The sequence below is a fragment of the Pseudomonas sp. NPDC007930 genome (assembly GCF_042958985.1).
In the GTDB taxonomy this organism is placed as follows: domain Bacteria; phylum Pseudomonadota; class Gammaproteobacteria; order Pseudomonadales; family Pseudomonadaceae; genus Aquipseudomonas.
In genome coordinates, this window is the sequence record NZ_JBIBKC010000013.1 from 62,230 (window position 1) to 85,023 (window position 22,794).

Annotated in this window: 22 protein-coding genes; 10 read left to right on the forward strand and 12 right to left on the reverse strand. The window is 67.2% G+C overall.

Annotated features, from left to right (window positions below; translation table 11 throughout):
* Nucleotide 1: 1 nt before the first annotated feature.
* Both ACFZCE_RS21665 and ACFZCE_RS21670 read left to right on the forward strand, forming a co-directional pair.
* A complete protein-coding gene (locus tag ACFZCE_RS21665; protein ID WP_390942575.1) occupies nt 2–775 on the forward strand; it encodes an ATP-binding cassette domain-containing protein in 774 nt (257 codons plus the stop codon).
* Between the two features lie 73 nt (nt 776–848).
* Nucleotides 849–1,193 carry a cupin domain-containing protein gene (locus ACFZCE_RS21670; RefSeq protein ID WP_390942576.1) on the forward strand — a complete coding sequence of 115 codons (345 nt, stop codon included), beginning with the start codon at nt 849–851 and terminating at the stop codon, nt 1,191–1,193.
* A 130-nt stretch (nt 1,194–1,323) separates the two neighbouring features.
* Here the strand turns inward: ACFZCE_RS21670 and csgH are convergent, their stop codons facing one another.
* From csgH to ACFZCE_RS21730, 12 genes are all read right to left on the reverse strand, one after another.
* Complete coding sequence (gene csgH / locus ACFZCE_RS21675) at nt 1,324–1,623, reverse strand: curli-like amyloid fiber formation chaperone CsgH (RefSeq protein ID WP_390942577.1); 300 nt, start codon at nt 1,621–1,623, stop codon at nt 1,324–1,326.
* Nucleotides 1,624–1,628: 5 nt separating this feature from the next.
* Nucleotides 1,629–2,144, reverse strand: a complete 516-nt coding sequence (locus tag ACFZCE_RS21680) for a curlin-associated protein (protein WP_390942578.1) — start codon at nt 2,142–2,144, stop codon at nt 1,629–1,631.
* Entirely contained in the window at nt 2,134–3,030 is an 897-nt protein-coding gene (locus ACFZCE_RS21685; protein ID WP_390942579.1) for a CsgG/HfaB family protein, read from the reverse strand. The genes ACFZCE_RS21680 and ACFZCE_RS21685 overlap by 11 nt, the downstream gene beginning before the upstream one ends.
* 52 nt (nt 3,031–3,082) lie before the next feature.
* Nucleotides 3,083–4,288, reverse strand: coding sequence for a hypothetical protein (locus ACFZCE_RS21690; protein WP_390942580.1), 1,206 nt, complete (start codon nt 4,286–4,288; stop codon nt 3,083–3,085).
* A gap of 116 nt (nt 4,289–4,404) precedes the next feature.
* Nucleotides 4,405–4,836: a curli assembly protein CsgF gene (locus ACFZCE_RS21695; RefSeq protein ID WP_390942581.1), complete on the reverse strand. Its 432-nt coding sequence runs from the start codon at nt 4,834–4,836 to the stop codon at nt 4,405–4,407.
* A 12-nt stretch (nt 4,837–4,848) separates the two neighbouring features.
* The gene (locus tag ACFZCE_RS21700) at nt 4,849–5,292 is read right to left on the reverse strand and encodes a CsgE family curli-type amyloid fiber assembly protein (RefSeq protein ID WP_390942582.1); all 444 of its coding nucleotides are present in this window, start codon (nt 5,290–5,292) and stop codon (nt 4,849–4,851) included.
* Nucleotides 5,293–5,986: 694 nt separating this feature from the next.
* Nucleotides 5,987–6,238, reverse strand: coding sequence for a type II toxin-antitoxin system Y4mF family antitoxin (locus tag ACFZCE_RS21705; RefSeq protein ID WP_390942583.1), 252 nt, complete (start codon nt 6,236–6,238; stop codon nt 5,987–5,989).
* A gap of 54 nt (nt 6,239–6,292) precedes the next feature.
* Entirely contained in the window at nt 6,293–7,108 is an 816-nt protein-coding gene (locus ACFZCE_RS21710; protein WP_390942584.1) for a phosphatase PAP2 family protein, read from the reverse strand.
* A gap of 27 nt (nt 7,109–7,135) precedes the next feature.
* Nucleotides 7,136–7,735, reverse strand: a complete 600-nt coding sequence (locus ACFZCE_RS21715; protein ID WP_390942585.1) for a histidine phosphatase family protein — start codon at nt 7,733–7,735, stop codon at nt 7,136–7,138.
* Nucleotides 7,736–7,907: 172 nt separating this feature from the next.
* Nucleotides 7,908–8,561, reverse strand: coding sequence for a histidine phosphatase family protein (locus ACFZCE_RS21720; protein WP_390942586.1), 654 nt, complete (start codon nt 8,559–8,561; stop codon nt 7,908–7,910).
* 287 nt (nt 8,562–8,848) lie between these two features.
* Complete coding sequence (locus ACFZCE_RS21725) at nt 8,849–10,012, reverse strand: aminotransferase class I/II-fold pyridoxal phosphate-dependent enzyme (protein WP_390942587.1); 1,164 nt, start codon at nt 10,010–10,012, stop codon at nt 8,849–8,851.
* Nucleotides 10,009–11,385: a pyridoxal-phosphate dependent enzyme gene (locus ACFZCE_RS21730; protein ID WP_390942588.1), complete on the reverse strand. Its 1,377-nt coding sequence runs from the start codon at nt 11,383–11,385 to the stop codon at nt 10,009–10,011. Before ACFZCE_RS21730 ends, ACFZCE_RS21725 begins: the two co-directional genes overlap by 4 nt.
* 154 nt (nt 11,386–11,539) lie before the next feature.
* On the opposite strand from ACFZCE_RS21730, the gene ACFZCE_RS21735 reads away from it, so the two are divergent.
* The 8 genes from ACFZCE_RS21735 to ACFZCE_RS21770 all read left to right on the forward strand — a co-directional run bounded on the left by ACFZCE_RS21735 (nt 11,540) and on the right by ACFZCE_RS21770 (nt 22,673).
* Nucleotides 11,540–12,493: an aliphatic sulfonate ABC transporter substrate-binding protein gene (locus ACFZCE_RS21735; RefSeq protein ID WP_390942589.1), complete on the forward strand. Its 954-nt coding sequence runs from the start codon at nt 11,540–11,542 to the stop codon at nt 12,491–12,493.
* A complete protein-coding gene (locus tag ACFZCE_RS21740; protein WP_390942590.1) occupies nt 12,490–13,827 on the forward strand; it encodes an NtaA/DmoA family FMN-dependent monooxygenase in 1,338 nt (445 codons plus the stop codon). The genes ACFZCE_RS21735 and ACFZCE_RS21740 overlap by 4 nt, the downstream gene beginning before the upstream one ends.
* Nucleotides 13,828–13,918: 91 nt before the next feature.
* The gene (gene tauA, locus ACFZCE_RS21745) at nt 13,919–14,902 is read left to right on the forward strand and encodes a taurine ABC transporter substrate-binding protein (RefSeq protein WP_390942591.1); all 984 of its coding nucleotides are present in this window, start codon (nt 13,919–13,921) and stop codon (nt 14,900–14,902) included.
* A gap of 7 nt (nt 14,903–14,909) precedes the next feature.
* Complete coding sequence (gene tauB / locus ACFZCE_RS21750; protein ID WP_390942592.1) at nt 14,910–15,698, forward strand: taurine ABC transporter ATP-binding subunit; 789 nt, start codon at nt 14,910–14,912, stop codon at nt 15,696–15,698.
* Nucleotides 15,695–16,525, forward strand: a complete 831-nt coding sequence (gene tauC / locus ACFZCE_RS21755; protein WP_390942593.1) for a taurine ABC transporter permease TauC — start codon at nt 15,695–15,697, stop codon at nt 16,523–16,525. Before tauB ends, tauC begins: the two co-directional genes overlap by 4 nt.
* 28 nt (nt 16,526–16,553) lie before the next feature.
* The gene (gene tauD / locus ACFZCE_RS21760; protein ID WP_390942594.1) at nt 16,554–17,387 is read left to right on the forward strand and encodes a taurine dioxygenase; all 834 of its coding nucleotides are present in this window, start codon (nt 16,554–16,556) and stop codon (nt 17,385–17,387) included.
* 337 nt (nt 17,388–17,724) lie between these two features.
* The gene (locus ACFZCE_RS21765) at nt 17,725–18,894 is read left to right on the forward strand and encodes an MFS transporter (RefSeq protein ID WP_390942595.1); all 1,170 of its coding nucleotides are present in this window, start codon (nt 17,725–17,727) and stop codon (nt 18,892–18,894) included.
* Between the two features lie 89 nt (nt 18,895–18,983).
* Entirely contained in the window at nt 18,984–22,673 is a 3,690-nt protein-coding gene (locus ACFZCE_RS21770; protein WP_390942596.1) for an autotransporter domain-containing protein, read from the forward strand.
* Nucleotides 22,674–22,794 lie beyond the last annotated feature (121 nt).

Below are 22,794 nucleotides of genomic sequence, written 5' to 3' on the forward strand. Positions count from 1 at the left end.
GATGATCGAGGTACACGACCTGCATAAAGCCTATGCTGGCCAGGCCATTCTCAGCGGCCTGCAGCTGGAGGTGGCCGAGGGTGAGGTGGTGGCGATCATCGGCCCCTCCGGCTCGGGCAAATCAACCCTGCTGCGCTGCCTGAACCTGCTCGAGCAGCCCCAGCGAGGCACCCTGCGCATCGACGATGTCACGGTGACCGCGCCGCACATCAGCGAGGCCCAGGCCCAGGCCCTGCGCGGTAAAACCGCCATGGTGTTCCAGCACTACAACCTGTTCCGCCACTTCACCGCGCTGCGCAACATCAGCGAGCCGCTGCGCCTGACCCGCGGGTTAAGCCGCCAGGCCGCCGACGCGCTGGCGCTGCGGCACCTGGCCGAGGTGGGCCTGGCCGACAAAGCCCAGGCCTACCCGGTGGCGTTGTCTGGCGGCCAGCAACAGCGGGTGGGCATCGCCCGGGCGCTGGCGCTCAAGCCCAAGGTGCTGCTGTTCGACGAGCCCACCTCGGCGCTGGACCCAGAGCGGGTGGAAGAGGTACTGGGGCTGATGCGCGAGCTGGCCGGGCGGCGCATGACCATGGTGGTGGTGACACACGAGATGGGCTTTGCCTATGAGGTGGCCGACCGGGTGATCTTCATGGACGCAGGCCAGATGGTCGAGCAAGGGCCGCCGCGGCAGTTGTTCCACCAACCGCGCCATGAGCGCACCCGGCGCTTCGTGCACAAGTACGCGCGTTACCTGGTCAACGCGCCGGCGGCGGTGGCGGCTGGCCAATAAAGGGCGTTCCCAGACACGTGGCGGCGCCGCCCAAGCCCTAGGCTGGTGGGCCACCCCTTCAGCGGAGCCCGCCATGAGCGACTTCATTACCGTATTGCGCGAAACCTGCCCTACCCCCGTGCTCGATGCCACCCAATGGAAACGCATCGGCGGCGACCCGCACACAGTGAACCTCAACGCCTACACCTCGGCCGACGGCAGCAAGATCATGGGCACGTGGATCTGCACCCCGGGCAAATTCGAGGTCGACTACAAAAAGTGGGAATACTGCCACTTCCTCGACGGCTACTGCGTGATCACCCCCGACGGCGAAGCGCCAGTGCACCTGAAGGCCGGAGACGTGTTCGTGATCGAGCCCGGGATGAAAGGCACCTGGGAAGTGGTCGAGACGGTGCGCAAGTATTTCGTGTTTGCCTAAAGCCCGGCCGGCCCATCGCCCGGCACAGCCGGCCTCCCACGGGGTCTATGTTGCCTTAAAGATCAATGATTTACACAAACCTGGGTGGGAGGCCGTGGTCCGGCACTCCGGCTGTGCCGGGCGATAGGCCCTACCCGCCCTCACACGGCGCCTCCAGCGCCTTGATCAAGCGGTCTTCGTCGAACACCTCCAGGTGCACCTGGCAGGTTGCCCCCGCCGGCACGCTCAGGCGCACGCTGCCGGCGCTGGCATCGCTGCGCAGTTCGCCGCCCTGGGCGATATTCGAGGTGCCGGCGCTGCTCTGCTGGGTGACGGTCATCCGGTAGCGCAGGGCCAGTGGCTGCGGGTTGGCCAGGCGCGGGCGGATGATCACCGCCGCGCCGTCGCGCTGGCTGTCGATGAACACTGCCAGGTGGCTGTAGTCGATCATGGCGCTCACTGTTGGGTTACGCTGGCTTTACCGTTGTTACCGTACTGGGTCACCACCACTTTGCCGCCAAAACCGTTCTGGGTCACGCTGGCCTGGTTGCCGCTGCCGTATTGGCCGACGAACGCCTGGTTGTAGGCGCCGCTTTGCACCACGCTGGCCTGGTTGGCCACCCCGGCCTGCAGCACCGCGGCCTGGTTGTTGCGCCCGCTTTGGTCCAACTGCACGTAGTTGTTGTAGCCGTACTGGCTGACCAACGCAGCGTTGTAGGCGCCGCCCTGGTTGAGCGTGGCGGTGTTGGCCACGCCACTTTGCACCGCGACCAGGCGCTGGCCGCGGCCGCTCTGGTCGGCGGTCACGGTGTGGTCGTTGCCGATCTGGGTGATGTCGACCTTGCTACCGTTGGGGCGAATGCCGGCGTAGCGGGCGTCGGGCACCAGGTCGGCGGCCTGGGCCAGCGCGCAGGCCAGCAGCGCGGCGGCGGCCAGGGCAGCGGCCAAAGCGTGCTTGAAGTTACGATCCATGGGCTTCTCCGTCAGCAGCCTTGCGGTTGGCCCCAGGGCCACTCGGCGACAACGTGGTTTGTTCGTCGTAGGCCTGCAGGTAGCTCTGCAACAACGGCTTGTTCAGGTCGTCGGGGTTTTTCAGGTTCCAACTGCCATCACGCGCCCCCTGGGCGATCAGGTGGATCAAGCCATTCTCGATGGCCTCGCGCACGCACTGCTGCACCGGCTCGTTCTGCGAAAAGCCGGTCTCGACCTCCAGCAGGTGCTGGTAAGACACGTACTTGAACACGCCGAAATCCACCTGGATCGAGAAAATCGTCTTGGTGGTGGTCACGCTCTGGATGATGTCGCCAGTGCGGATGTCGATCGCCCGCAGGTTGACCGTGACCTGGTCCTGGCGGTAGGTGTCGGACGGGCCGATGCCCAGGTAACGCACGCCGGCACCGCCGGTGCGCACGTTGCTCTCGTAAGCGATGATCGCGCCTTCGATGATCAGGTTGGCCGGGCGCAGCGGTGGCAACTGCACCTGGGCTTTGTCTTGCGGGCTTTCCAGGGCGCGGATGATCTTGCGCTCGGTGAGCAGGTCTTGCAGGTTTTCGCGTTCCACCGGCTTGAACCAGCGCGAATCGCGCAGCGCGGTGACCAGCAACGACGCCGCGCCCTGGGTCACCGAGGTGGAGAATGAGCTGTCCGGCGAAGGTTTGTACTGGCCGGTTTGGTCACGCAACCCATACACCGCGACCGAAATCGGCCCCGCCGGTGGCGGCAGCCGCACCAGGTCCCGGGTGCTGTGGGTGGGTGGGGAAATCTGAGCGGGAGAAATCGTGCCCGCCGGGCGCGAAGTGGCACAGCCACTTATGACTACCGCGGCGATGATCATCAATGAAAGCGAGCGGGCGCGCATGGTGTTACTCCGTAAAAAAACCCCGCCGGAACCCGGCGGGGTACCGCGGGTATTAGTGCTGGGTGACCGAAGCGCTGTTGCCGGCGCCGCCCAGTTGGGTAACCGAGGCGTTGTAGAAGCCCGCGCCGCTCTGGGCAACGTTGACGATGTTGCGGTCAGCCCCGGTGCCAACGCCCGATTGGCTGATGTAGGCGACGTTGCCGCTGTTGCTCTGGGTCAGGGTGATGTCGTTGTACGCACCGCTCTGGTTGGTGCTGGCGTAGTTGTTGTTGCCGTCCTGGGTCAGCTTGGCGACGATCGCCGAACCGGTCTGGTTGGCGTACAGCTGGTTGTCGTTGCCACCCTTCTGCTCGGCGATCGCCGACGCGCCGAGCACCGAAGCCTGGCTGATCGCAGCGGTGTTGAAGCCCGCGGTCTGGGTCAGCTCGGCGTTGGCGAACTTGGCGTTGTCCTGGGTCACAGTGCCGGCCAGGTTGTTGCCGTCCTGCTTGACGGTGGCGAACGCCAGGCCGCTGCCGTTTTGCTGGCGAACGGTGGCGTTGTTGTTGCCGCCTTTCTGGTCAACGCTGGCGACGACGCCAAGGCTGCCCGACTGGGCCACCAGCGCGGTTTGCTGGTTGCCGGCCTGGGTGATGCCAGCGGTGCCCCACAGGGTGCTTTGCTGGTCGATGTTGGCGACGTGGTTGTTCTCGGACTGGGTGATGGTGCCCGTGGTGCCGAGGGTGTAGTTCTGGTAGACCTTGGCGTAGTTGTTGCTGTTGAGCTGGTTGATGGTGGCTACGCCGCCATTGCTGCTGACCTGGTAGGTTTCGGCATAGCTGTTGTTGCCATTGCCGTCGGTGACCTGGTTGATGGTGGCGCTGGCACCGTTGCTGCCCTGTTGGGTGGCGTAGGCCTTGTTGATCGCACCGCCCTGAACGATGGCCGCGCTCTGGCTGTTGCCAACCTGGCTAACGCTCGACAGGTTGTCATGGCCGGTTTGGGTGGCCGCGGCGGTGTTCTTGTCGCCTTCCTGCCAAACGGCCAGGCTGCTGTTGTTGGCGGTCTGGTTCAGCGCGGCGGCGGTGGTACCGGCAACGTTTTTCTTGCCGAGCTGGGTCACTTCTACCTTGGAGTTGCCGGTGGTGGCTTGGTCGACGGCCAGGCCGTTCTTGCTGCCGTCCTGCTTGGTGGTGACGGAGCCGTTGAAATCAGCATGGGCAGCGCCCGACAGGGCAACCAGTACAGCCGTGGCGATAAGGGATTTACGAGCGTTCATGGGAGCTTCCTTTTTTCCGAAGTTAGGTTTTTCATGTTTTTTTGGGCGAACGCGCCCCGACGTTGTAGTGCAACCGCATACAACAGCTTTTTTCTACAGCGAGAGCGACAGCAAAATTATTGGTTGATTTGGAACGAGGTCGTCTGGCCCGTGGTTTTATCGGTGGTGGTAATTTGCAATACGCCAGCAGACAAGTTGGTAATAGTGATGGTGAAGTCGGTAGTTTCCACCGTGCCGGGGATCAGCTTGCCGTCGGTGCCCACAATGCTCGAGGTCACCGCCGAAGACACACGGCTCAAGATCGCGCTTTGCAGCATGCTGTTAAATTGAGTTAACGCGCTGTTCGCCGAACTGGCGCTGCTGCCACTGGAGGAATGCTGGGTAAAGTGGTTTTGCGCGTTCGCCTGGTTCAGCAGCACCGGCCCGTTGAGGGGGTTACCGCCAAACGAAGGGTTGACCGGGGTGTACACCAGCTCGCTGGCCTGTACGCTCAGCGATACACAGGGCAACAGGGCCAGGCCCAGCAATACGCTCGTCAAGCACTTCATGGCTGCATCCTTTCATAGCTCGTCGCGGCCCAGGTCTGGGTCGCCAAAAAATTGCGTCAACTGGTAGTCGAGGATGCCCTGGAACACCTGCTCCGCGGCCTCGGCCCCCAACGCGGGGATCTGGCTACGGTTGGCTGGGAGAAACAGCTGCATCATCCGGCGGTTGCCGTAATTGATGAACACCTGGCTGCCCAGCCGCGCCGTAGGGCGCTCGGTGACCGACACACTGAAACGGCCCGCCTCGTCTTTCTCACTCCATGCCGAGGCAAAACTGTCGTAGAAGGCGCGACCGTTCATGGTCACGGTCTGCCCGACCACCAACCCGCCAACATCGTCGCGGCTCAGCGCGCGGTGTTGGTTGAGGGTTTGCGTGGGGCTGACGCTGCCCTCCCCGAACGCCATCGGGGCCAGGCACAGCGGCAACGCCATCGCAGTGATCAGGGCGATACACTTCATGGGTTTTGTAAGGCAGTGGATAAGAAGTGGGTGCATCTAACTACAGGTGCCTGCAATACGCCACTACCTTTTTTAAAAATATTTTAATTATTTTTGTGCGCCAAAAAGTGTGCGCCAGTGAACCGTTACGACAAGCACGGCAGGATAATGGCGCCAACAAAGCACACGCGCGAGGCTGCGTTAGTGGCGCATCATCCTGCCATCACTTTTTAACTGGCGACCGCGCTAGGGCAAAGCTTGGCGCCCGGCTAGTGCAAAGTTAGTTGCGCGATTCGTGGCGGTTTTATTTCACTTTTAAAGTTAAAACTTAATGTTCTAGCGGCACCCCCTTGGCAACGCCTGGTGCCGGTGATCTGAAAAAGCTACGGGCGGTGGGGTGTAAAAGGGGTGGCACCGCCAATTAAAAAACGGCGCGTGGGGGCGTGGCGGAAAACCGGCAAGGGTTTTGATGGCGGGGGGTAGATAACGGTTACCTACGCACTCATCGCCCGGCACAGCCGGAGTGCCGGACCACGGCCCCCCACCAGATTTGTGTGATCATTGATTTCCGGGGCAATACACATCTGGTGGGAGGCCGGCTGTGCCGGGCGATGGGCCCTGAAGCTCCTGCACAAAACCAGCAGAACTCACAGATTGATCCCTTGCATGAAGCCGTGAAATGGCTTAACTGAACTGCATTAGCCATACGTCGAGCTCATGGGGCATGCGGCACATCCCACAACGCTTCAGTCTCGTCGAAAGCCTTGAACCATAACTCCCCGCCCAAGGCATTCATCACTTTTAAAACGTGGCTTAGCCGCACGGTGGGTTTGCCGGCTTCCAAGTCGACGACAAAGCGCACGCCAACACCTGCAGCCAATGCCAGCGATGCCTGGGTTAGGCCGAGGTTTTGGCGGGCGCCCTGCAGCGCGCGGCCTAATTCGGTGGGTTCTGTCAGGTGGAACATGGCGAAGGTCCTCTATTCCCGATCGGGAAGATTAGCCACTGCCTGGGTCAATGCTCAGCCATTATTCCCGATCGGGAATATTCCAACGCTGCGTTCACGCCGCCGCGCCAGGGGCTGCTCCAGCGCGGCCCGGCCATAGCAGGCCAGGGCCATGCCGAAGCTGGGCAGCCAGACGATCACCGCCGCCCAAAGGGTGTGCGACATGAAGTGCCAGCCCTGCAGCACGCGGGTGGTGCCATACAGCATGCCGAGCAGGCCGATCACCAGCAGCAACAGGCTCGAGTGGGCCCAGCCGTGGCGGCGCGCGACAAAGTACAGCGCGACCAGGCTGAAGGCGCTGGAGGCATGCCCGCCGGGCCAGCAGCGGCCGCTGCCGGCTTCGGCGAAAAGGCGGAAGGTGCGGTACCACTCGAGCTTGGCTTCGCTGCCGCCGTAGAGCACGGTTTCGACCGGGCAATAGATGCCGGTGTGGCTTTTGAAATAGTGGATCAGCCCGGTGCTGAGGGCGAACGCCAGGGTGATGTACAGGCAATCACGGCGCAGGCTGGCGGCGGCCTTGAGGGTGCGGCCCAGGCGCTGGCCTTGCAGGCGCGCCAGCCGTGGTGGCGGCAGCAGCCGGGCGAGCAACGGCCACACCAGCGACGCCAGCAGGCCGATCACCGCGCCCTCGCCCACCCAGTCCGGCAGAATGCGCGCCCATTTGTGGGTGACACGCTCGAACAGTTCGTTGTGGCCATAGAGGAAGCTGCCTTGGGCCGGGTCCCAGAGCAGGTTGCTCAGGTGCAGGTCGAGGTCGGTCAGGTCGAAGGCGACGAAGATCGCCAACGCGCACAGCAGCGGGATGCCCAGGTTGTAGAGGTAAAAGCGCATGCGGGGTTCTCGTTCGGGTAAGCGGTATCAGCGGGGTTGCCACTGGCCGATCCAGGCCGGGGCGTCGAGCAGGGCCAGGGGTGTGAGCGAGCCATCGGCGCCCACCCGCAGGAACAGCGAGCTGCCATAGCCTGGGTCGCCAGCGCGCACTTGCAGGGCTTTGAGGGTGCGGCCCATGCATTCGCTGTGGGTCACCACCACCAGGTTGCGCCCGGCCTCTTTATGGTCGCGCAGGGCTTGCTGCCACTGGCCGTTGCAGGTGGCGGCCCATTCGCGCGGCAGGCTGCGCGCGCTGAACATCGCCCCGGCGCTTTGCGCGGTACGCGCCCGCGGGCTGTGATAGAGGTCGGCGCGGGCAAGGTCGAGGTGGGCGTAGGCCGCGCCGAGGGCGGCGGCTTCGTGGTCACCCTCCTCGGTGATGCCGTCGGCCGGACCCAGGCAGGCGTGGCTGGAGCGGTCGCAGCGTTGTTCATGGCGCACCAGCACGATCACCTGGCCGGCGGCCCAGGCGCGGCCGAAACTGGCGGTGTCGAGTTGGCTGGCGAGCTTGGGCAGCGGCTGCCAGTGGGGGCCGAGCATGGCCCACACCCCCAGTGCGTACAGCAGTGCCGCCAGCCACAGAGACACTCCCGGCCGGGCCTTTTTCGATAAGGCGGCGGCGCCGGGCAGGTTAAAAGTGCCGTGTTTCATGTTGCCTCCCAGGCTCCGCGCGCCGGGATGGCCGCGATGCGAGGGGGGCACTGTAGCCAGGCCAGGGTCAATGCCCGGTTGGGCAGAGGTAAAAGAAGCGTTGCGAAGCCTAGCGCGCCACCGCCGCCTGGGCGATCCACGCCTGTGCGCCGATCAGCGCCAGCGGCGCGATGCTGCCGTCGGCGGCAACCCGCAGGAACAGCGCGCTGCCATAGCCGATGTTGTCGTCGTCCTGGCGCAGGGCGTCGAGGATGCCGTCGATGCATTCACTGTGGGTGACCACCACCAGGTTGCGCTGGCGGGCCTTGTTCTGGCCAAACACCTGCAAACCGCCCTCACGGCACTGCGCGGCCCAATCCCGGGCCAGGCTGCGGCCGCCGAACATCGACGCGGCGCTTTGCGTGGTGCGGGTGGCGGGGCTGTGGTAGAGGTCGCTGAAGGCCAGGCCCAGCTCGCTGAAGGCCACGCCCAGCCGCGCCGCCTCGGAGCTGCCGGCCTGGGTGATGCCGTCGGCCGGGCCCAGGCAGGCGTTGCTGGAGCGGTCACAGCGTTCTTCGTGGCGGATCAGCACGATCACCTGCCCTGCCGCCCAGGCCGTGGCGAAGGCCGCCGGGCTGAGGCTGGCGGGCAGCTCGGGCAGTGGCCGCCAGCGGTCATCGAGCATCATCCATACCCCAGCCAGGTACAGCAGCGCCGCCAGCCAGAGCGAGCCGGCGGGTAGCGCCTTGGGCAGGCGTGGAAACGCAAAGGGCGTGGCTTTCATCGTGACTCCAGAACAGTGCAGGGCCGGGACCGAGCACCGGCCTGGCCGGGTACGCAGCATGAAGGTGGCTACCCTAGCGAGGCGGCTGTGAATGCAAGGTCCGCTGGGGATGAAAGTTTCGTTGGGGATTGTTGCGGTTTTGCGGTTGTGGGTGAGGTTTTAGGGCCCATCGCCCGGCACAGCCGGCCTCCCACGAGGTTGGTGTAAGTACTTGATTTACGGAGCAACACAGAACCCGGTGGGAGGCCGGCGGTGCCGGGCGATGGGCCAGCCAGGGCATGCCTACCTCACACCCGCGCCAACGCCTGCGCCAGGTCCGCCTGCAGGTCTTCCACGGCTTCCACGCCCACCGACAGCCGCACCAGCCCATCACCAATGCCCAGCCGCGCGCGGGTCTCGGCGGGGATGCTGGCGTGGGTCATGATGGCCGGGTGTTCGATCAGGCTTTCCACCCCGCCCAGGCTTTCAGCCAGGGCGAACACCTGCACCGCTTCAAGAAACCGCCGGGCGCCGGCCAGGTCAGTGGCCAGCTCGAGCGCGATCATCCCGCCGAAGCCGTGCATCTGCCGCTGCGCCAGGGCGTGCTGCGGGTGCGACGCCAGCCCGGGGTAATGCACCCGCGCCACCTTCGGGTGTTGCTCCAGCCACTGCGCCAGAGCCAGGGCATTGCTGCAGTGGCGCTCCATGCGCAGGGCGAGGGTTTTCACCCCGCGCAGGGTCAGAAACGCATCGAACGGCCCGGCAATCGCCCCCACCGCGTTCTGGATAAACCCCAGCCGTTCGGCGAGCTCGGGGTTGGCGCCCACCACCGCCACCCCGCCGATCACGTCGGAATGGCCATTGAGGTACTTGGTGGTGGAATGCACCACCAGGTCGAAGCCCAGCTCCAGCGGGCGCTGCACCCAAGGGCTGGCGAAGGTGTTATCGGCCATGCAGAGGATGCCGCGGGCCCGGCACAGCTGGGCGATCGCGGCCAGGTCGGCCAGGCGCAGCAGCGGGTTGCTCGGGGTCTCGATGCACACCAGGCGGGTGTGTTCGGTCAGCGCCGCCTCCAGCGCGCGCAGGTCGGTGAGGTCGACGTAACTCACCTCAAGCCCGGCGCTGCGCCGGCGCACCTGCTCGAACAGGCGGTAGGTGCCGCCGTACAGGTCATTGCCGGAGACCACGTGGGCCCCCGCGTCGAGCAATTCGAGCACCGCGGCGATCGCCGCCAGCCCGGAGGCGAAAGCGAACGCCTGGGTGCCGCCTTCAAGGTCTGCCACGCAGCGCTCCAGGGCAAACCGCGTGGGGTTGTGCGAGCGGCCGTAATCCAGGCCTTTGTGCACCCCGGGGCTTTGCTGGGCGTAGGTGGAGTTGGCGTAGATCGGCGGCATCAGCGCGCCGGTGGTGGGGTCAGGCTGTTGCCCGGCGTGGATCACCCGGGTGGCGAAGGCGGCGTGGCGTTTATTCATGGCTGGGCCCTGCGCAGGTGGTTGAGCAAGTCAGTGTGGGTGATCAACCCGTAAAACCCCTGGGCGTCGGCGATCACCGCCACCCAGCCGCGGGCCAGTTCGGCCTGCAATTCGGCCAGGCTGGCGGTGGGCGCCAGGGTGTGCACCGTGGCGGTCATCGCGCTGGCGACTTCGCGGCTGAAGTGGCCAGGGTCGCGCTGCACGCCCAGGAGGATGTCTGACTCATCGATCACCCCCACCAGGCGCTGGCCATCGACCAGCACCGGCAGTTGCGACACATCGGCCAGGCGCATGCGCTGGAAGGCCGTGAGCAGGGTGTCCTGGGGGCCGGCGCTGATCACCCGGCCGTCTTCGAAGCGCCGCGCGATCAGGTCGCGCAGGTCGCCGTAGCGGGGGCGCGCGAGCAGGCCCTGGTCGGTCATCCACTGGTCGTTGTAAACCTTCGAGAGGTAGCGGGTGCCGGTGTCGCAAACAAAACTCACCACCCGCTTGGGCGTGGTCTGCTCGCGGCAGTAACGCAGCGCCGCGGCCAGCAGGGTGCCGGTCGAGGAGCCGCCGAGAATGCCCTCGGCACGCAGCAGTTGGCGGGCGTGGTCGAAGCTGTCTGCGTCGCTCACCGAATAGGCCCGGCGCACCGCGGACAGGTCGGCGATCGACGGGATGAAATCCTCGCCGATGCCCTCCACCGCCCAACTGCCGGCCGTGCCCACCCGGCCGCTGCGGCTGTACTCGGCGACCACCGAGCCGGCCGGGTCGGCCAGGACCATCTCCAGTTGCGGCTGCACCCGGGCAAAAAACCGCGTCAACCCGGTGAGCGTGCCAGCCGAACCCACGCCGACAACGATCGCGTCCAGGGCGTGCTCGGCCTGCGCCCAGATTTCCGGGGCGGTGCTGGTTTCATGGGCCAGCGGGTTGGCCGGGTTGTTGAACTGGTCGGCGAAGAACGCCCCGGCGATGCCCTTGGCCAGGCGCGCGGCCATGTCCTGGTAATACTCGGGGTGGCCCTTGCCGACGTCAGAGCGGGTGATGTGCACCTCGGCGCCCATGGCTTGCAGGTGCAGCACCTTTTCCGTGGCCATTTTATCCGGCACCACCAGCACTACCCGGTAACCCTTGGCGCGGCCGACCAAGGCCAGGCCCAGGCCGGTGTTGCCAGCGGTGGCCTCGACGATCACCCCGCCGGGCTTGAGGCGGCCGTCGCGTTCGGCGGCGTCGATCATCGCCAGGCCGACGCGGTCTTTGATCGAGCCGCCGGGGTTTTGCGATTCCAGCTTGAGCAGCAGCGTGCAGGGGCCGGTGTCGAAGCGGGTTACCCGCACCAACGGCGTGTTGCCGATCAGCGCGAGCACCGCGGGGTTCGAGGGGGTAGCCATGGCGCAACCTCAGAGGGGTTCGCCCGGTAGACCGTGGCGCCGCCGCCAGGGTTGCACGGATCGTTTTCGAATAGCCTTAGGCGCTTTCGCCATTTCCGTGCGGTGCTGGCGCCGCGCTAGCGTCCGGGCTCTTTTCCGCCTTGAGGCTGCCCCTGTGAAACGACCTTCCCTGCGCTGGGCCACCGCCCTGATCGCCACCGCCCTGGCCAGCCACGCCTGGGCCGACGCCGGCTACCCCGAGCAACTGCACATCGGCTACCAGAAGGGCAACAGCCTGGTGCTGCTGAAAAGCCGCGGCACCCTGGAAAAAGCCCTGGCCGCGCACCACGTGCAGGTAAGCTGGCACGAGTTCGCCTTCGGCCCGCCGTTGGTGGAGGGTATCAATGCCGGCAGCATCGACCTGGGTTTTGTCGGCGCCACCCCGCCAGTGTTCGCCCAGGCCGGCGCCGCGCCCTCGGTGGCCTATGTGGGCTACAGCGAACCCTACGCCGACAACTACGCCATCGTGGTGCCCGCGCACGCCAGCGCGCGCACCTTCAAAGACCTCAAGGGCAAGCGTATTGCCGTGGCCAAGGGCTCGGCGGGCGAGTACCTGTTGCTCAGCGCACTGGACCAAGCCGGCCTGGGCCTGGCCGACATCCAGGAGAGTTACCTGGGCTACAGCGAAGGCCGCGCCGCGTTCGAGCGCGGCGATGTCGACGCCTGGGTGGTGCCCGACCCACGCCTGGCCGACACGGAAATCTCCAGCCATGCCCGCGCGGTGATCCGCGCCCGCGACCTGCCGGCGCAGTACAGCTTTTATATCGCGCCCAAGCCGTTCGCCCAGCAGTACCCCAAGGTGCTGGCCACCGTACTGGAGCAACTCGACGCGACCGAGCAATACGCCAAGGCCCACCCGCAAGAGGTGGCCAAATTGCTCAGCGACGACACCCGGGTGCCGCTGCCGGTCTGGGAAAAAGCCCTGGCGCGCCAGCCGTGGGGCGTGCACTACCCGCTCAGCGAGCAGGTGCTCAAGCAGCAGCAACAGGTGGCCGACACCTTTTACCGCTACCACCTGCTGCCGCAGCCGGTGAAGGTCGCCGAGGCCGCGGTGGAGGTCAAGCCATGAGCCGGCAACTGCACCTGGGCGCGTTCATCATGGGCGTGGGCCACCACGCCGCGGCCTGGCGCCTGCCCGGCGCCGACCCGGCCAACCTGACCCGCCCGGGGTACTTCACCGCGTTGGCGCAAACTGCCGAGCGCGGCAAGTTCGACTACCTGTTTTTCGCCGACCGCCTGGCGCTGTCGGACCGCTACGGCAACAACCTCGACGCCAGTGTGCGCTACCTCGCCGGGCCGCGCCTGGACCCAGTCGCCCTGCTCGGCCTGCTCGCCGGCGCCACCTCGCGCATCGGCCTGGCCGCCACCGCCTCGACCACCTTCAATGACCCCTTCAACCTGGCCCGGCGCTTCGCCACCCTCGACCACTTGAGCGAAGGCCGCATCGGCTGGAACGTGGTCACCTCGACCAACGACGGCGAGGCGCTGAACTTCGGCGCCGAACCCATCCTTGAGCATGAAGCCCGCTACCGCCGCGCGCGCGAGTTCGTCGGCCTGGCGCTGGACCTCTGGGACAGCTGGGAAGACGGCGCGCTGCTGCACGACGCCGCCAGCGGGCAGTTCGCCGACCCGGCCCAGGTGCATTACCTCGACCACCAGGGCGAGCACTTCAGCGTGCGCGGCCCGCTGAACCTGCCACGCTCACCCCAGGGCCGGCCAGTGCTGATCCAGGCAGGGTCATCCAGCACCGGCCAGGATTTCGCCGCCGAGCTGGCCGATGTGATCTTCACCGCGCAACCCGACCTCGGCCAGGCCCAGGCCTTTTACCAGCGCGTGCAACAGCGCCTGCGCGAGCAGGGGCGCGCCGAGGGCGCGCTGAAGATCATGCCCGGGGTGATGCCGTTCGTGGCCGCCAGGCAGGCCGAGGCCGAAGCCCGCTTCGCCGAGCTGGAGGCCAACGTGCACCCACTGGCCGGGCTGGCGCTGCTCAGCGACAGCATGAACCACGACCTCTCCCAGTACCCGTTGGACGAACCCCTGCCCGAGGTGCGCGAGGTCCGTGGCAACCAGAGCCGCTTCAAGCTGGTGCAGGCGCTGTCGCAGCGCGAAGGGTTGACCTTGCGCCAACTCGGCCAACGCTTTGGCGGCAGCCGTTCGCACCGGGTGCTGGCCGGCACCCCCAGCCAGGTCGCCGACGACCTGCAACACTGGTTCGAGAGCCGCGCCTGCGATGGCTTCAACATCATGCCGCCGTACTTGCCCGAGGGGCTCGACAGCTTCGTGGCCCTGGTGGTGCCCGAGCTCCAACGGCGCGGGCTGTTTCGCCAGCAATACCAGGGCAGCACCCTGCGCGAGCACCTGGGCCTGGCGCGGCCGCCGAGCCGTTTCAGCACCTCTGGGTGAAACATATATGTAGAACCAAATGGTATTGGCGAAGGTTTTTTTAGATCGAATAGATTGGCCCCATTCCCACCCGAACAAGGCCCATCGCACCATGCCCTCGCCCTTTCTGCCTCGCCAGTTGTTCACCGCCGTGCTGCTCGCCGGCGCTGCGTTCACCGCCCAGGCCGCCAACCTGACCATCGGCTACCAGACCGGCACCGACCCGAGCAAGGTGCCCCAGGCCGCCGGCGAATACGAAAAAGCCACCGGGCAGTCGATTGACTGGCGGCGCTTCAATGCCGGCCCTGAAGTGGTCGCCGCGCTCGCCTCGGGCGATGTGCAGATCGGCAACCTGGGCTCCAGCCCGCTGGCCGCCGCCACCTCACGCAAGGTGCCGCTGGTGGCGTTCATCGTGTCGGCGCAGATCAACGCCTCGGAGGCCTTGGTGGTGCGCAACGGCAGCGGTATCAGCAAGCCCGAAGACCTCAAGGGCAAGACCATCGCCACCCCGTTTGTGTCGACCTCCCACTACAGCCTGCTCGGCGCGCTCAAGCACTGGGGCCTGACCACCCAGGACGTCAAAGTGGTCAACCTCAACCCCACGGAAATCGCCGCGGCGTGGAAGCGCGGCGACATCGACGGCGCCTTTGTATGGTCGCCGGCGTTGGGCGAAATCAAGAAAACCGGCACCACCCTGACCGACGCCGCTGAAGTCGGCCGCTGGGGCTCGCCGACCTTCGAAGTGTGGGTGGCGCGCAAGGACTACGCCGAGCAGCACCCGGAGGTGATCGCCCAGTTCGCCGGGGTCACCCTCAAGGCCTACGCCGACTACGCCGCGCACAAAAGCGAATGGACCGCCGATTCGCCGCAGGTCAAGGCCATCGCCAAGCTGACCGGCTCCAACGCCGCCGATGTACCTGAACTGCTGGCCGGCTCTGCCTACCCCGACGCCGCCGCGCAAAAAAGCGCCGCGCTGCTGGGCGGTGGTACCGCCAAGGACATCGCCGCCACCGCGGCTTTCCTCAAAGAGCAGAAAAAACTCGACGCCGTACTGCCCGACTACAGCCCGTACGTCAGCGCCCAATACATCCAGTGAGGCCCCCATGGCGACCCTCGAACTGCACCGCGTCAGCGCCCATTACCCGGGCGCGGCGCAAGCTGTACTGCAAGACCTCTCGCTGCAACTGGGGCCTGGGCAGTTGTTGGTCGCCCTGGGCCCCTCGGGCAGCGGCAAGACCAGCCTGCTCAACCTGATTGCCGGCTTCGTCGCCCCCAGCGCCGGCCGCCTCAGCCTCGACGGCGCTGCCGTACACGGGCCGGGGGCCGACCGCGGGGTGGTGTTCCAGGACGACGTGTTGCTGCCCTGGCAGAACGTGCTCGAGAACGTTGCCTTCGGCCTGCGCCTGGCCGGCGCGCCACGGGCCCAGCGCGAGGCCCGCGCCCGCGAGCTGCTAGCGCTGGTGAACCTGGCTGGGTTCGAACAGCGCAAGGTCTGGGAGCTGTCCGGTGGCCAACGCCAGCGGGTCGGCCTGGCCCGGGCGTTGGCCGCCGAGCCGCGGGTACTGCTGATGGACGAGCCGTTTGGCGCGCTGGACGCCTTCACCCGTGAACAGATGCAAGAGCTGCTGCTCAGCGTGTGGCAGCGCACCGCCAAGCCGGTGTTCCTGATCACCCATGACATCGAAGAAGCGGTGTTCCTCGCCACCGACCTGGTGCTGCTGGCACCGCACCCGGGGCGCATCGTCGAGCGCCTGAGCCTGGATTTTGGCCGCCGCCACGGCGCCGGCGAGCCAGCCCGGGCGATCAAGTCCGACCCTGAGTTCATTCGCACCCGCGAGCATGTGCTGGCCCAGGTGTTCGCCCAGCAAACCGAACAGGAGCCACGCGGATGAGCACCTATGAACTGCCGGCCAAGGCCGCCGAAACCGCCGCCCCACGGCGCCCGCCACGCCCCCTCGGGACCCGCTGGATCAGCACCGCCACGGTGCTGGCGCTGCTGGCCTTATGGTGGGTGGCAACCCGTTATGAATGGGTCGAGCCGCTGTTTTTACCCGGGCCACAGGCAGTACTGGAGCGTGCCTGGCTGCTGCTGCACGAGGGCTACATGGACGTTAGCCTGTGGCACCATCTCGGCGCCAGCCTGGCGCGCATCGGCCTGGCCCTGCTGGCGGCGCTGCTCACGGCCATCCCGCTGGGCCTGGCGATGGGCCGCAACCGCATCGCCCGCGGCATCTTCGACCCGCTGATCGAGTTCTACCGGCCGGTACCGCCGCTGGCCTACCTGCCGCTGATCGTGATCTGGTGTGGCATCGGCGAGTTGTCGAAGGTGCTGCTGATCTACCTGGCGATCTTCGCCCCGATCGCCATCGCCACCGCCAGCGGCGTGCGCACCGTCGACCCGGCGCGGATCCGCGCTGCTCAGTGCCTGGGCGCCAGCCGCTGGCAGGTGCTGCGCCACGTGATCCTGCCCAGCGCCCTGCCCGACATTCTCACCGGCCTGCGTATCGGCCTGGGGGTGGGCTGGTCGACCCTGGTGGCGGCCGAACTGATCGCTGCCACCGAAGGCCTGGGCTTCATGGTGCAGTCGGCGGCGCAGTTTTTGGTCACCGACGTGGTGATCCTCGGCATCCTGCTGATCGCCATCATCGCCTTCGCCCTGGAACTGAGCCTGCGCGCCTTGCAGCGCAAGCTGGTGCCCTGGCACGGGCAATCCCACTGAGCCTTTGGCAACACTACGAGGCGTGACCATGACCTTTACCGTACGGCCGTTGAACCCGGCCATCGGCGCCGTAATCGAGGGGCTGGACCTGCGCCAGCCGCTGAGCGCCAGCACCCAGCAGCAACTGGAACAGGCGCTGTTCAACCATCAGGTGCTGTTCCTGCGTGGGCAGGCCATCAGCCCGGCGCAACACGCGCGCTTCGCCCAGCGCTTTGGCGAGCTGCATGTGCACCCGATCTACCCCAACGTGCCCGAACAACCCGAAATCCTGATCCTCGACACCGCCGTCACCGACGTGCGCGACAACGCCCTGTGGCACACCGACTTGACCTTCCTGCCCACCCCGGCGTTGGGCGCGGCGCTGCTCGCCCGGCAGGTGCCGGCCTACGGCGGCGATACCCTGTGGGCCAGCGGCACGGCGGCCTTCGACGGCCTGAGCGCGCCGCTGCAACGGTTGCTCGATGGCCTGAGCGCGACCCATGACTTCAGTAAATCCTTCCCGCTGGCGCGCTTCGGCAACACGCCCGAAGCGCTGGAACGCTGGCAAGCCACCCGCCGCCGCCACCCACCGGTGAGCCACCCACTGGTGCGCACTCACCCGGTGACCGGGCGCAAGGCGCTGTTCATCAGCGAAGGCTTTACCCTGGCGATCAACGAGCTGCAAAGCCACGAGAGCGAGGCGCTGCTCAAGCTGCTGTACCAGCACGCCACCCAGCCGCAATACTGCGTGCGCTGGCAATGGCAGGCCGGCGACCTGGCGCTGTGGGACAACCGCGTGACCCAGCATTACGCGGTCGACGACTACCGGCCGCAGCGGCGGGTGATGCACCGGGCGACGATCCTGGGGGATGTGCCGGTGTGACCGGCTGCAGGGCCCCTCGCCCGGCACAGCCGGAGTGCCGGACCACGGCCTCCCACCAGTTCTGTGTTTCCCAGTAAATCAAGTACTTACACAAATCTGGTGGGAGGCCGGCTGTGCCGGGCGAAGGGCCAGTCAGGTCATGCGCTCGATAAAACCACCTAGAAAAATCAAGGCTTTTTACCCTTGGTTTAGCGCTCTGATTGCTTAAGTGAACAGCACTCCGGCTGTGCCGGGCGAAGGGCCCTTAACCTTTACACCACCCTTCATACCCCAACGTTATTTGACCCATCACTCAACAATCCCTAGGGTGTGGCCCGGTCTACACAGGAGCCCTCCCATGGCCACCCGCTCTACCCTGCCCCCTACCGTCTACCTGCTGGGCCTGACGATCTTCTCGCTGGTCACCGCCGAGTTCATGGTCGCCGGCATCATGCCGGCACTGGCCGAGGCGTTTTCGGTCAGCCTCGCCCAGGTCGGCAACCTGATCGCCTTCTACGCCCTGGGCATGGCCCTCGGCGGGCCGCCGCTGACGGTGCTGCTGCTGGCCTGTAAGGTCGGCAACAAAGCCGCGCTGGTCGGCCTGTTGGCGCTGTACGTGGGCGCCGGCGCGGTGGCCGCGCTGGCCGAGAGCTACCCGCTGCTGGCGCTGGCGCGCACGCTGATGGGGGTGGCCAGCGCCGCCTGCATCGGCCTGTGCATGACCCTCTGCGCCGGGCTGGTCGCGCCCGCCGCGCGCGGCCGCGCTGCCTCGGTGGTGCTGGCCGGGTTGATGCTCTCGCCAGTGGCCGGGGTGCCGCTGACCACTTGGGCCGCCGAGCACTTCGGCTGGCGCGCCGCCAGTTGGCTGGTGGTGCTGCTGGCCAGTGCCTGCACCGCGTTGGGCGCCTGGCGCCTGCCGGCCACGCCGCCGGGCAGCGCCGCGCCGCTGCGCCAGCAACTGGCCGACCTGCGCAACCGCAGCCTGTGGGCGGCCTACGCCACCAGTGGCTTGATCATCGGCGCCACCTTCGCCGCCTTCAGCTATTGCACGCCGATCCTCATCCAGGTGCTCGGCGTTGCCCCCGGCCAGGTCGCCGCGCTGCTGGCGCTGTACGGCCTGGGCAACTTGGTCGGCAACGCCGTGGTCGGCCGCATCGCTGACCGCCACACCCTCAGCGCCCAGGCCTGGGGCCTGCTGCTGTTGATGCTGGCGCTGGCCGGTATCGCCCTGGCCGGTGAGCAGCGCGGCCTGGGCCTGGTGTGCTTTATCGCCTTGGGCCTGACCGGCGTGGCGCTGAACCCGGCGATGGTCGCGCGGGTGATGAAAGCCGCCGAACCCGGGGCGTTGGTCAACACCCTGCACAGCTCGGTGATCACCGCGGGCCTGGCCTTTGGCAGCTGGGCCGGGGGCGCGGCGATCGACGCCGGCTTTGGCCTGCGCGCGCCACTGTGGGTGGGGGTGGCGATGGCCGCGCTGGGGCTACTGAGCCTATGGCGGGCCGGGGCGTACCGGTTGTCTGCCGCCTGATCGCTGAAGCATGTTTCAGCTTTGACACACTAAACCGGCGCAACTATACCCAACCCACTTCCAAGAACGGCGCAGGCCGGGGGTGGACCATGGGACGGTTGAACCTCAACGGGCGTAGTGCGTGCAGTGCCCCCCTTTCACACAGCGTGGCCCTGGCGGTGGCACTGGCCACCCCGGCGGCCTGGGGCGCCTGCAGCGGCAGCGGCAGCGGCGGCTTTACGGTGCGCACCGCCACCGCCGGGCCCTGTGCAATCAGCAGCCCCGGTAAGGTGCGCATCACCCAGGCCGGCAGCGTGACCAGCAGTGGCGCGCCGGCGCTGAGCATCAGCGGCCTCAACGGCGCGGCCAGCGTGCTCAACGCCGGCAGCCTGCGCGGCAGCCCGGCGCTGGCGATCAGCAACAGCCAGCTCAGTGGCAGCCTGATCAACTACAGCAGCGGCCAGCTCATCGCCAACGGCAGCGCCAGCAGCAGCGCGGTAAGCATCGACGGCAGCCGCCTGAGCGGTGGCGTGACCAACAACGGCCTGCTGCAAGGCGGCGCGGTGGCCGGCTCGGGGCTGGGCATCCATTCGAGCATCGTCGGCGCGCTGCTCAACCGCGGCAACATCCAGGCTGCCGACTACGGCCTGCAAGCGCTCGAAAGCACGGTGCAGGGCAACGTGCTCAACAGCGGCAGCCTTACCGCGAGCGCCGGCCAGGCGTTGGCGATCACCGCCTCCAAGGTGCTCGGCGAGGTGGCGTCTACCGGCACCCTCAACGCTGGCAGCTACGGCCTGGCGGTGACCAGCAGTACCCTCAGCGGCGGCGTGCGCAGCAGCGGCAGCGTGAACGCCGGCACTGACGGCGTGCGCGTGGTCAACAGCCGCCTGGGCGCCAGCCTGCTCACCAGCGGCAGCATCAGCGCCGCGGATACCGGCATCGAGCTGAGCGGCAGCCAGGTGGCCGGTGATGTGATCAACCGCGCCGAGGTCAACGCCAGCAACGCGATGCTGGTCAACGGCAAGGTCAGCGGCCAGGTGCTCAACGCCGGCAACCTGCAGGCCAGCGCCGACGGCCTGGGGCTGTACTCGGCCACCGTACGCGGGTTGGTGCAAAACAGCGGCGGCATCCGCCTCGAGGGCGGCGTGGTGCAAACCGAGGGGCCGCAAGCGGCGCTGGGGGTGCATTTCAATTCCACGGTGGCCGGGGTGTACAACAGCGGCACGCTGTTCAGTGACGGCAGCGCCGGCCTGCAGGTCGACAACGCCGTGGTCAGCCGCCAGGGCGTGCGCAACCTCGGCGGCAGCATCACCGCCCACCGCGGCATCGATCTCGACACCGCCCAAGTGGCCGGCGGGGTGATCAACACCGGGCTGATCAATGCCCAGGACAACCTTGAAGGCGCCCTCGGCGTGCGGGCCAATGCCAGCCAGATCAGCGGCGGGCTGGCCAACAGTGGCAGCATCATCGGGGGCGACGCCGGCATCCTCCTCGATGCCAGCAGCCTCAGCGGCAACCTGGCCAACAGCGGCAGCATACAGGCGCTAGGGGCCGGCATCGCCGTGCAGAACGGCAGCACGCTGGCCGGCAACCTGCTCAACAGTGGCCAAGTGACTGCCGACGGCACCGCCGTGCGCGTGTTCGACAGCCAGATCAGCGGCAACCTGAGCAACAGCGGCCTGCTGCAAGGCGGTGACAACGGCCTGCTGCTGCGCAACGTAACCGTCGGCGGCAGCCTGCTCAACAGCGGCCGGATCGCCGCGAACAACCTCAGCCTGGTGGTGAGCAACAGCACCGTCACCGGCGGCATCGTCAACACCGGCGTGCTCGCCGGCCCGGCCGGGGTGGTGATCGAGGCCAGCCGCCTGGGCAGCTTCAGCAACCGCGGCACCGTTCAGGGCGGCAGCGACGGCGTGTTCCTGCTGGCCAACACGCTGGTCAGCGGTGACTTCAACAACAGCGGCAACCTGCGCGGCAACAGCGACACCGGCCATGGCTTGCAGGTGCAAGACAGCCACATCGACGGCCAGTTGATCCACAGCGGCAGCGTGAACGCCATCACCGCGATCAACGTGATCAATTCCGGCATCGACGGCGGCATCACCCTCAGTGGCCAGGTGCTGGGCGAGTACCCCGGCGGCTACGCGCTGTACATCGACGATGACTCCCAAGTGCCGTTGATCCGCCTCAGCGGCCAAGACACCCTGCTGCTGCAGGGCATCGTCCGCGCCCACCGGCAGACCGTACAGGTGACCCCAGGCAGCACGGTCACCCTGCAAGACGGCAACCTGTTCGAGGTGCGCCAGTTCAGCAACGCCGGCACCCTGGCCGTGGCAGCCTCCGGCATCGACCCGGCCAACCCGGATGCGCCGCCGCGCGCGGCGGTGGCGACGATCAAGGGCGATTACAGCCAAACCGCCGGCGCCACCTTCAGCACCCGCGTGGCCGACGGCCAGACCTACGGCAAGCTGGTGGTCACTGGCACCGCCACGCTGCCCAGCCAGGCCAAGGTGTTCGTCGATGTGAGCAACCCCACCCAGCCGCTGAACGTGGCGCGCCTGAACGATGTGATCAGCGCCGGCACGCTGGCCTCCGACGGCACTTTCCAGGTCAGCAGTAACTCGCAGTTGTTCAACTTCAACGGGGTGAAAGACGGCAATACCCTTGACCTTGCCCTGAGCGCCAAGGCCGCCGGCGCGGCCCAGGCGGCGGTGGCCAACAATGCCGCGGCGCGCGGCGCGGCGCGGGTGCTCGACGCACAGTTCGCCCAGGGCAGTGGCAGTGCCCTGGCGCCGTACTTTGCCAGCGCCACCAGCCAGGCCGAAGTGGCCAACGCCATCAGCCAGAGCCTGCCGCTGACCAGCAGCCTGCCGGCCGCGCAGTTCATGCAGGAGCAGATCACCGCCAGCCTGCGCAGCCGCCTGCAAGCCACCCCCGCCTCCCCAGCCTGGCCGGGCGCCAGCGCCAGCAGCGGGTTGTGGTTGCAGCCGTTCGGTGGGCAACTGGCCGCGAGCCAACGCGGCGGCCAACTGGCCAGCAGCGGCGGCACCCTGCTCGGCGCCGACGGCGCCTTGAGCAGCAGCACCCGGGTGGGCTTGGCGTTCGCCTACGGCAACAGTGCCGCCGGTGCCGCCGAGGGTGGCGGCGCCCAGCGCGCGAAGCTCGAGCTGTACCAGTTCGAGGCTTACCTCAGCCACCGGCTGGACGCCGACCTGCAACTCGACCTGCACGCCGGCATGGGCCAGAGCAGCAACAGCGGCCGCCGCGACCTGGCCTTTGGCGGCGCCAGCGGCCAGGCGCGCAGCCAGTTCACCAGCCAGGTGCTGAGCAGCGGCGCGGCGCTGTCACAGCGCTTTGCCCTGAGCGAGGCGACCACCCTCACCCCGAGCCTGAGCGCTGACTACCTGCGCATCAACGACCCGGCCTACCGCGAGCAAGGCCCACAAAGCCTGGCGCCGTTGCTGTTGAAGGTCGACGCGCGCAGCACCGACCAACTGCTGCTGGGCTTCGACACCCGGCTCAGCCATGCCCTCAGCCCAAGCGCGCAGTTCAGCGCCCGCGCCGGGGTGGCCTACGACGTGCTCAACCAGCCCAACCAGGTCACCGCGCGCTATGCCGGCGCGCCCGACCAGCGCTTCAGCACCAGCGGCCAGGACCTCGGCGCCTGGGTGCTGCGCGGCGGCCTGGAGTTCACCGCGCAAAGCCAGGGCGGCACCCAACTGGCGCTGTCGTGGACGGCGCAGACCCGTACCGGGCTGGCTCAGCAAGTGGGGATGGTGCAGGTGAGCCGGGCGTTTTGAGGGTTGCCGGGCCCATCGCCCGGCACAGCCGGCCTCCCACCAGATCTGTGTAAGTACTTGATTTACGTGACAACACAGAACTGGTGGGAGGCCGTGGTCCGGCACTCCAGCTGTGCCGGGC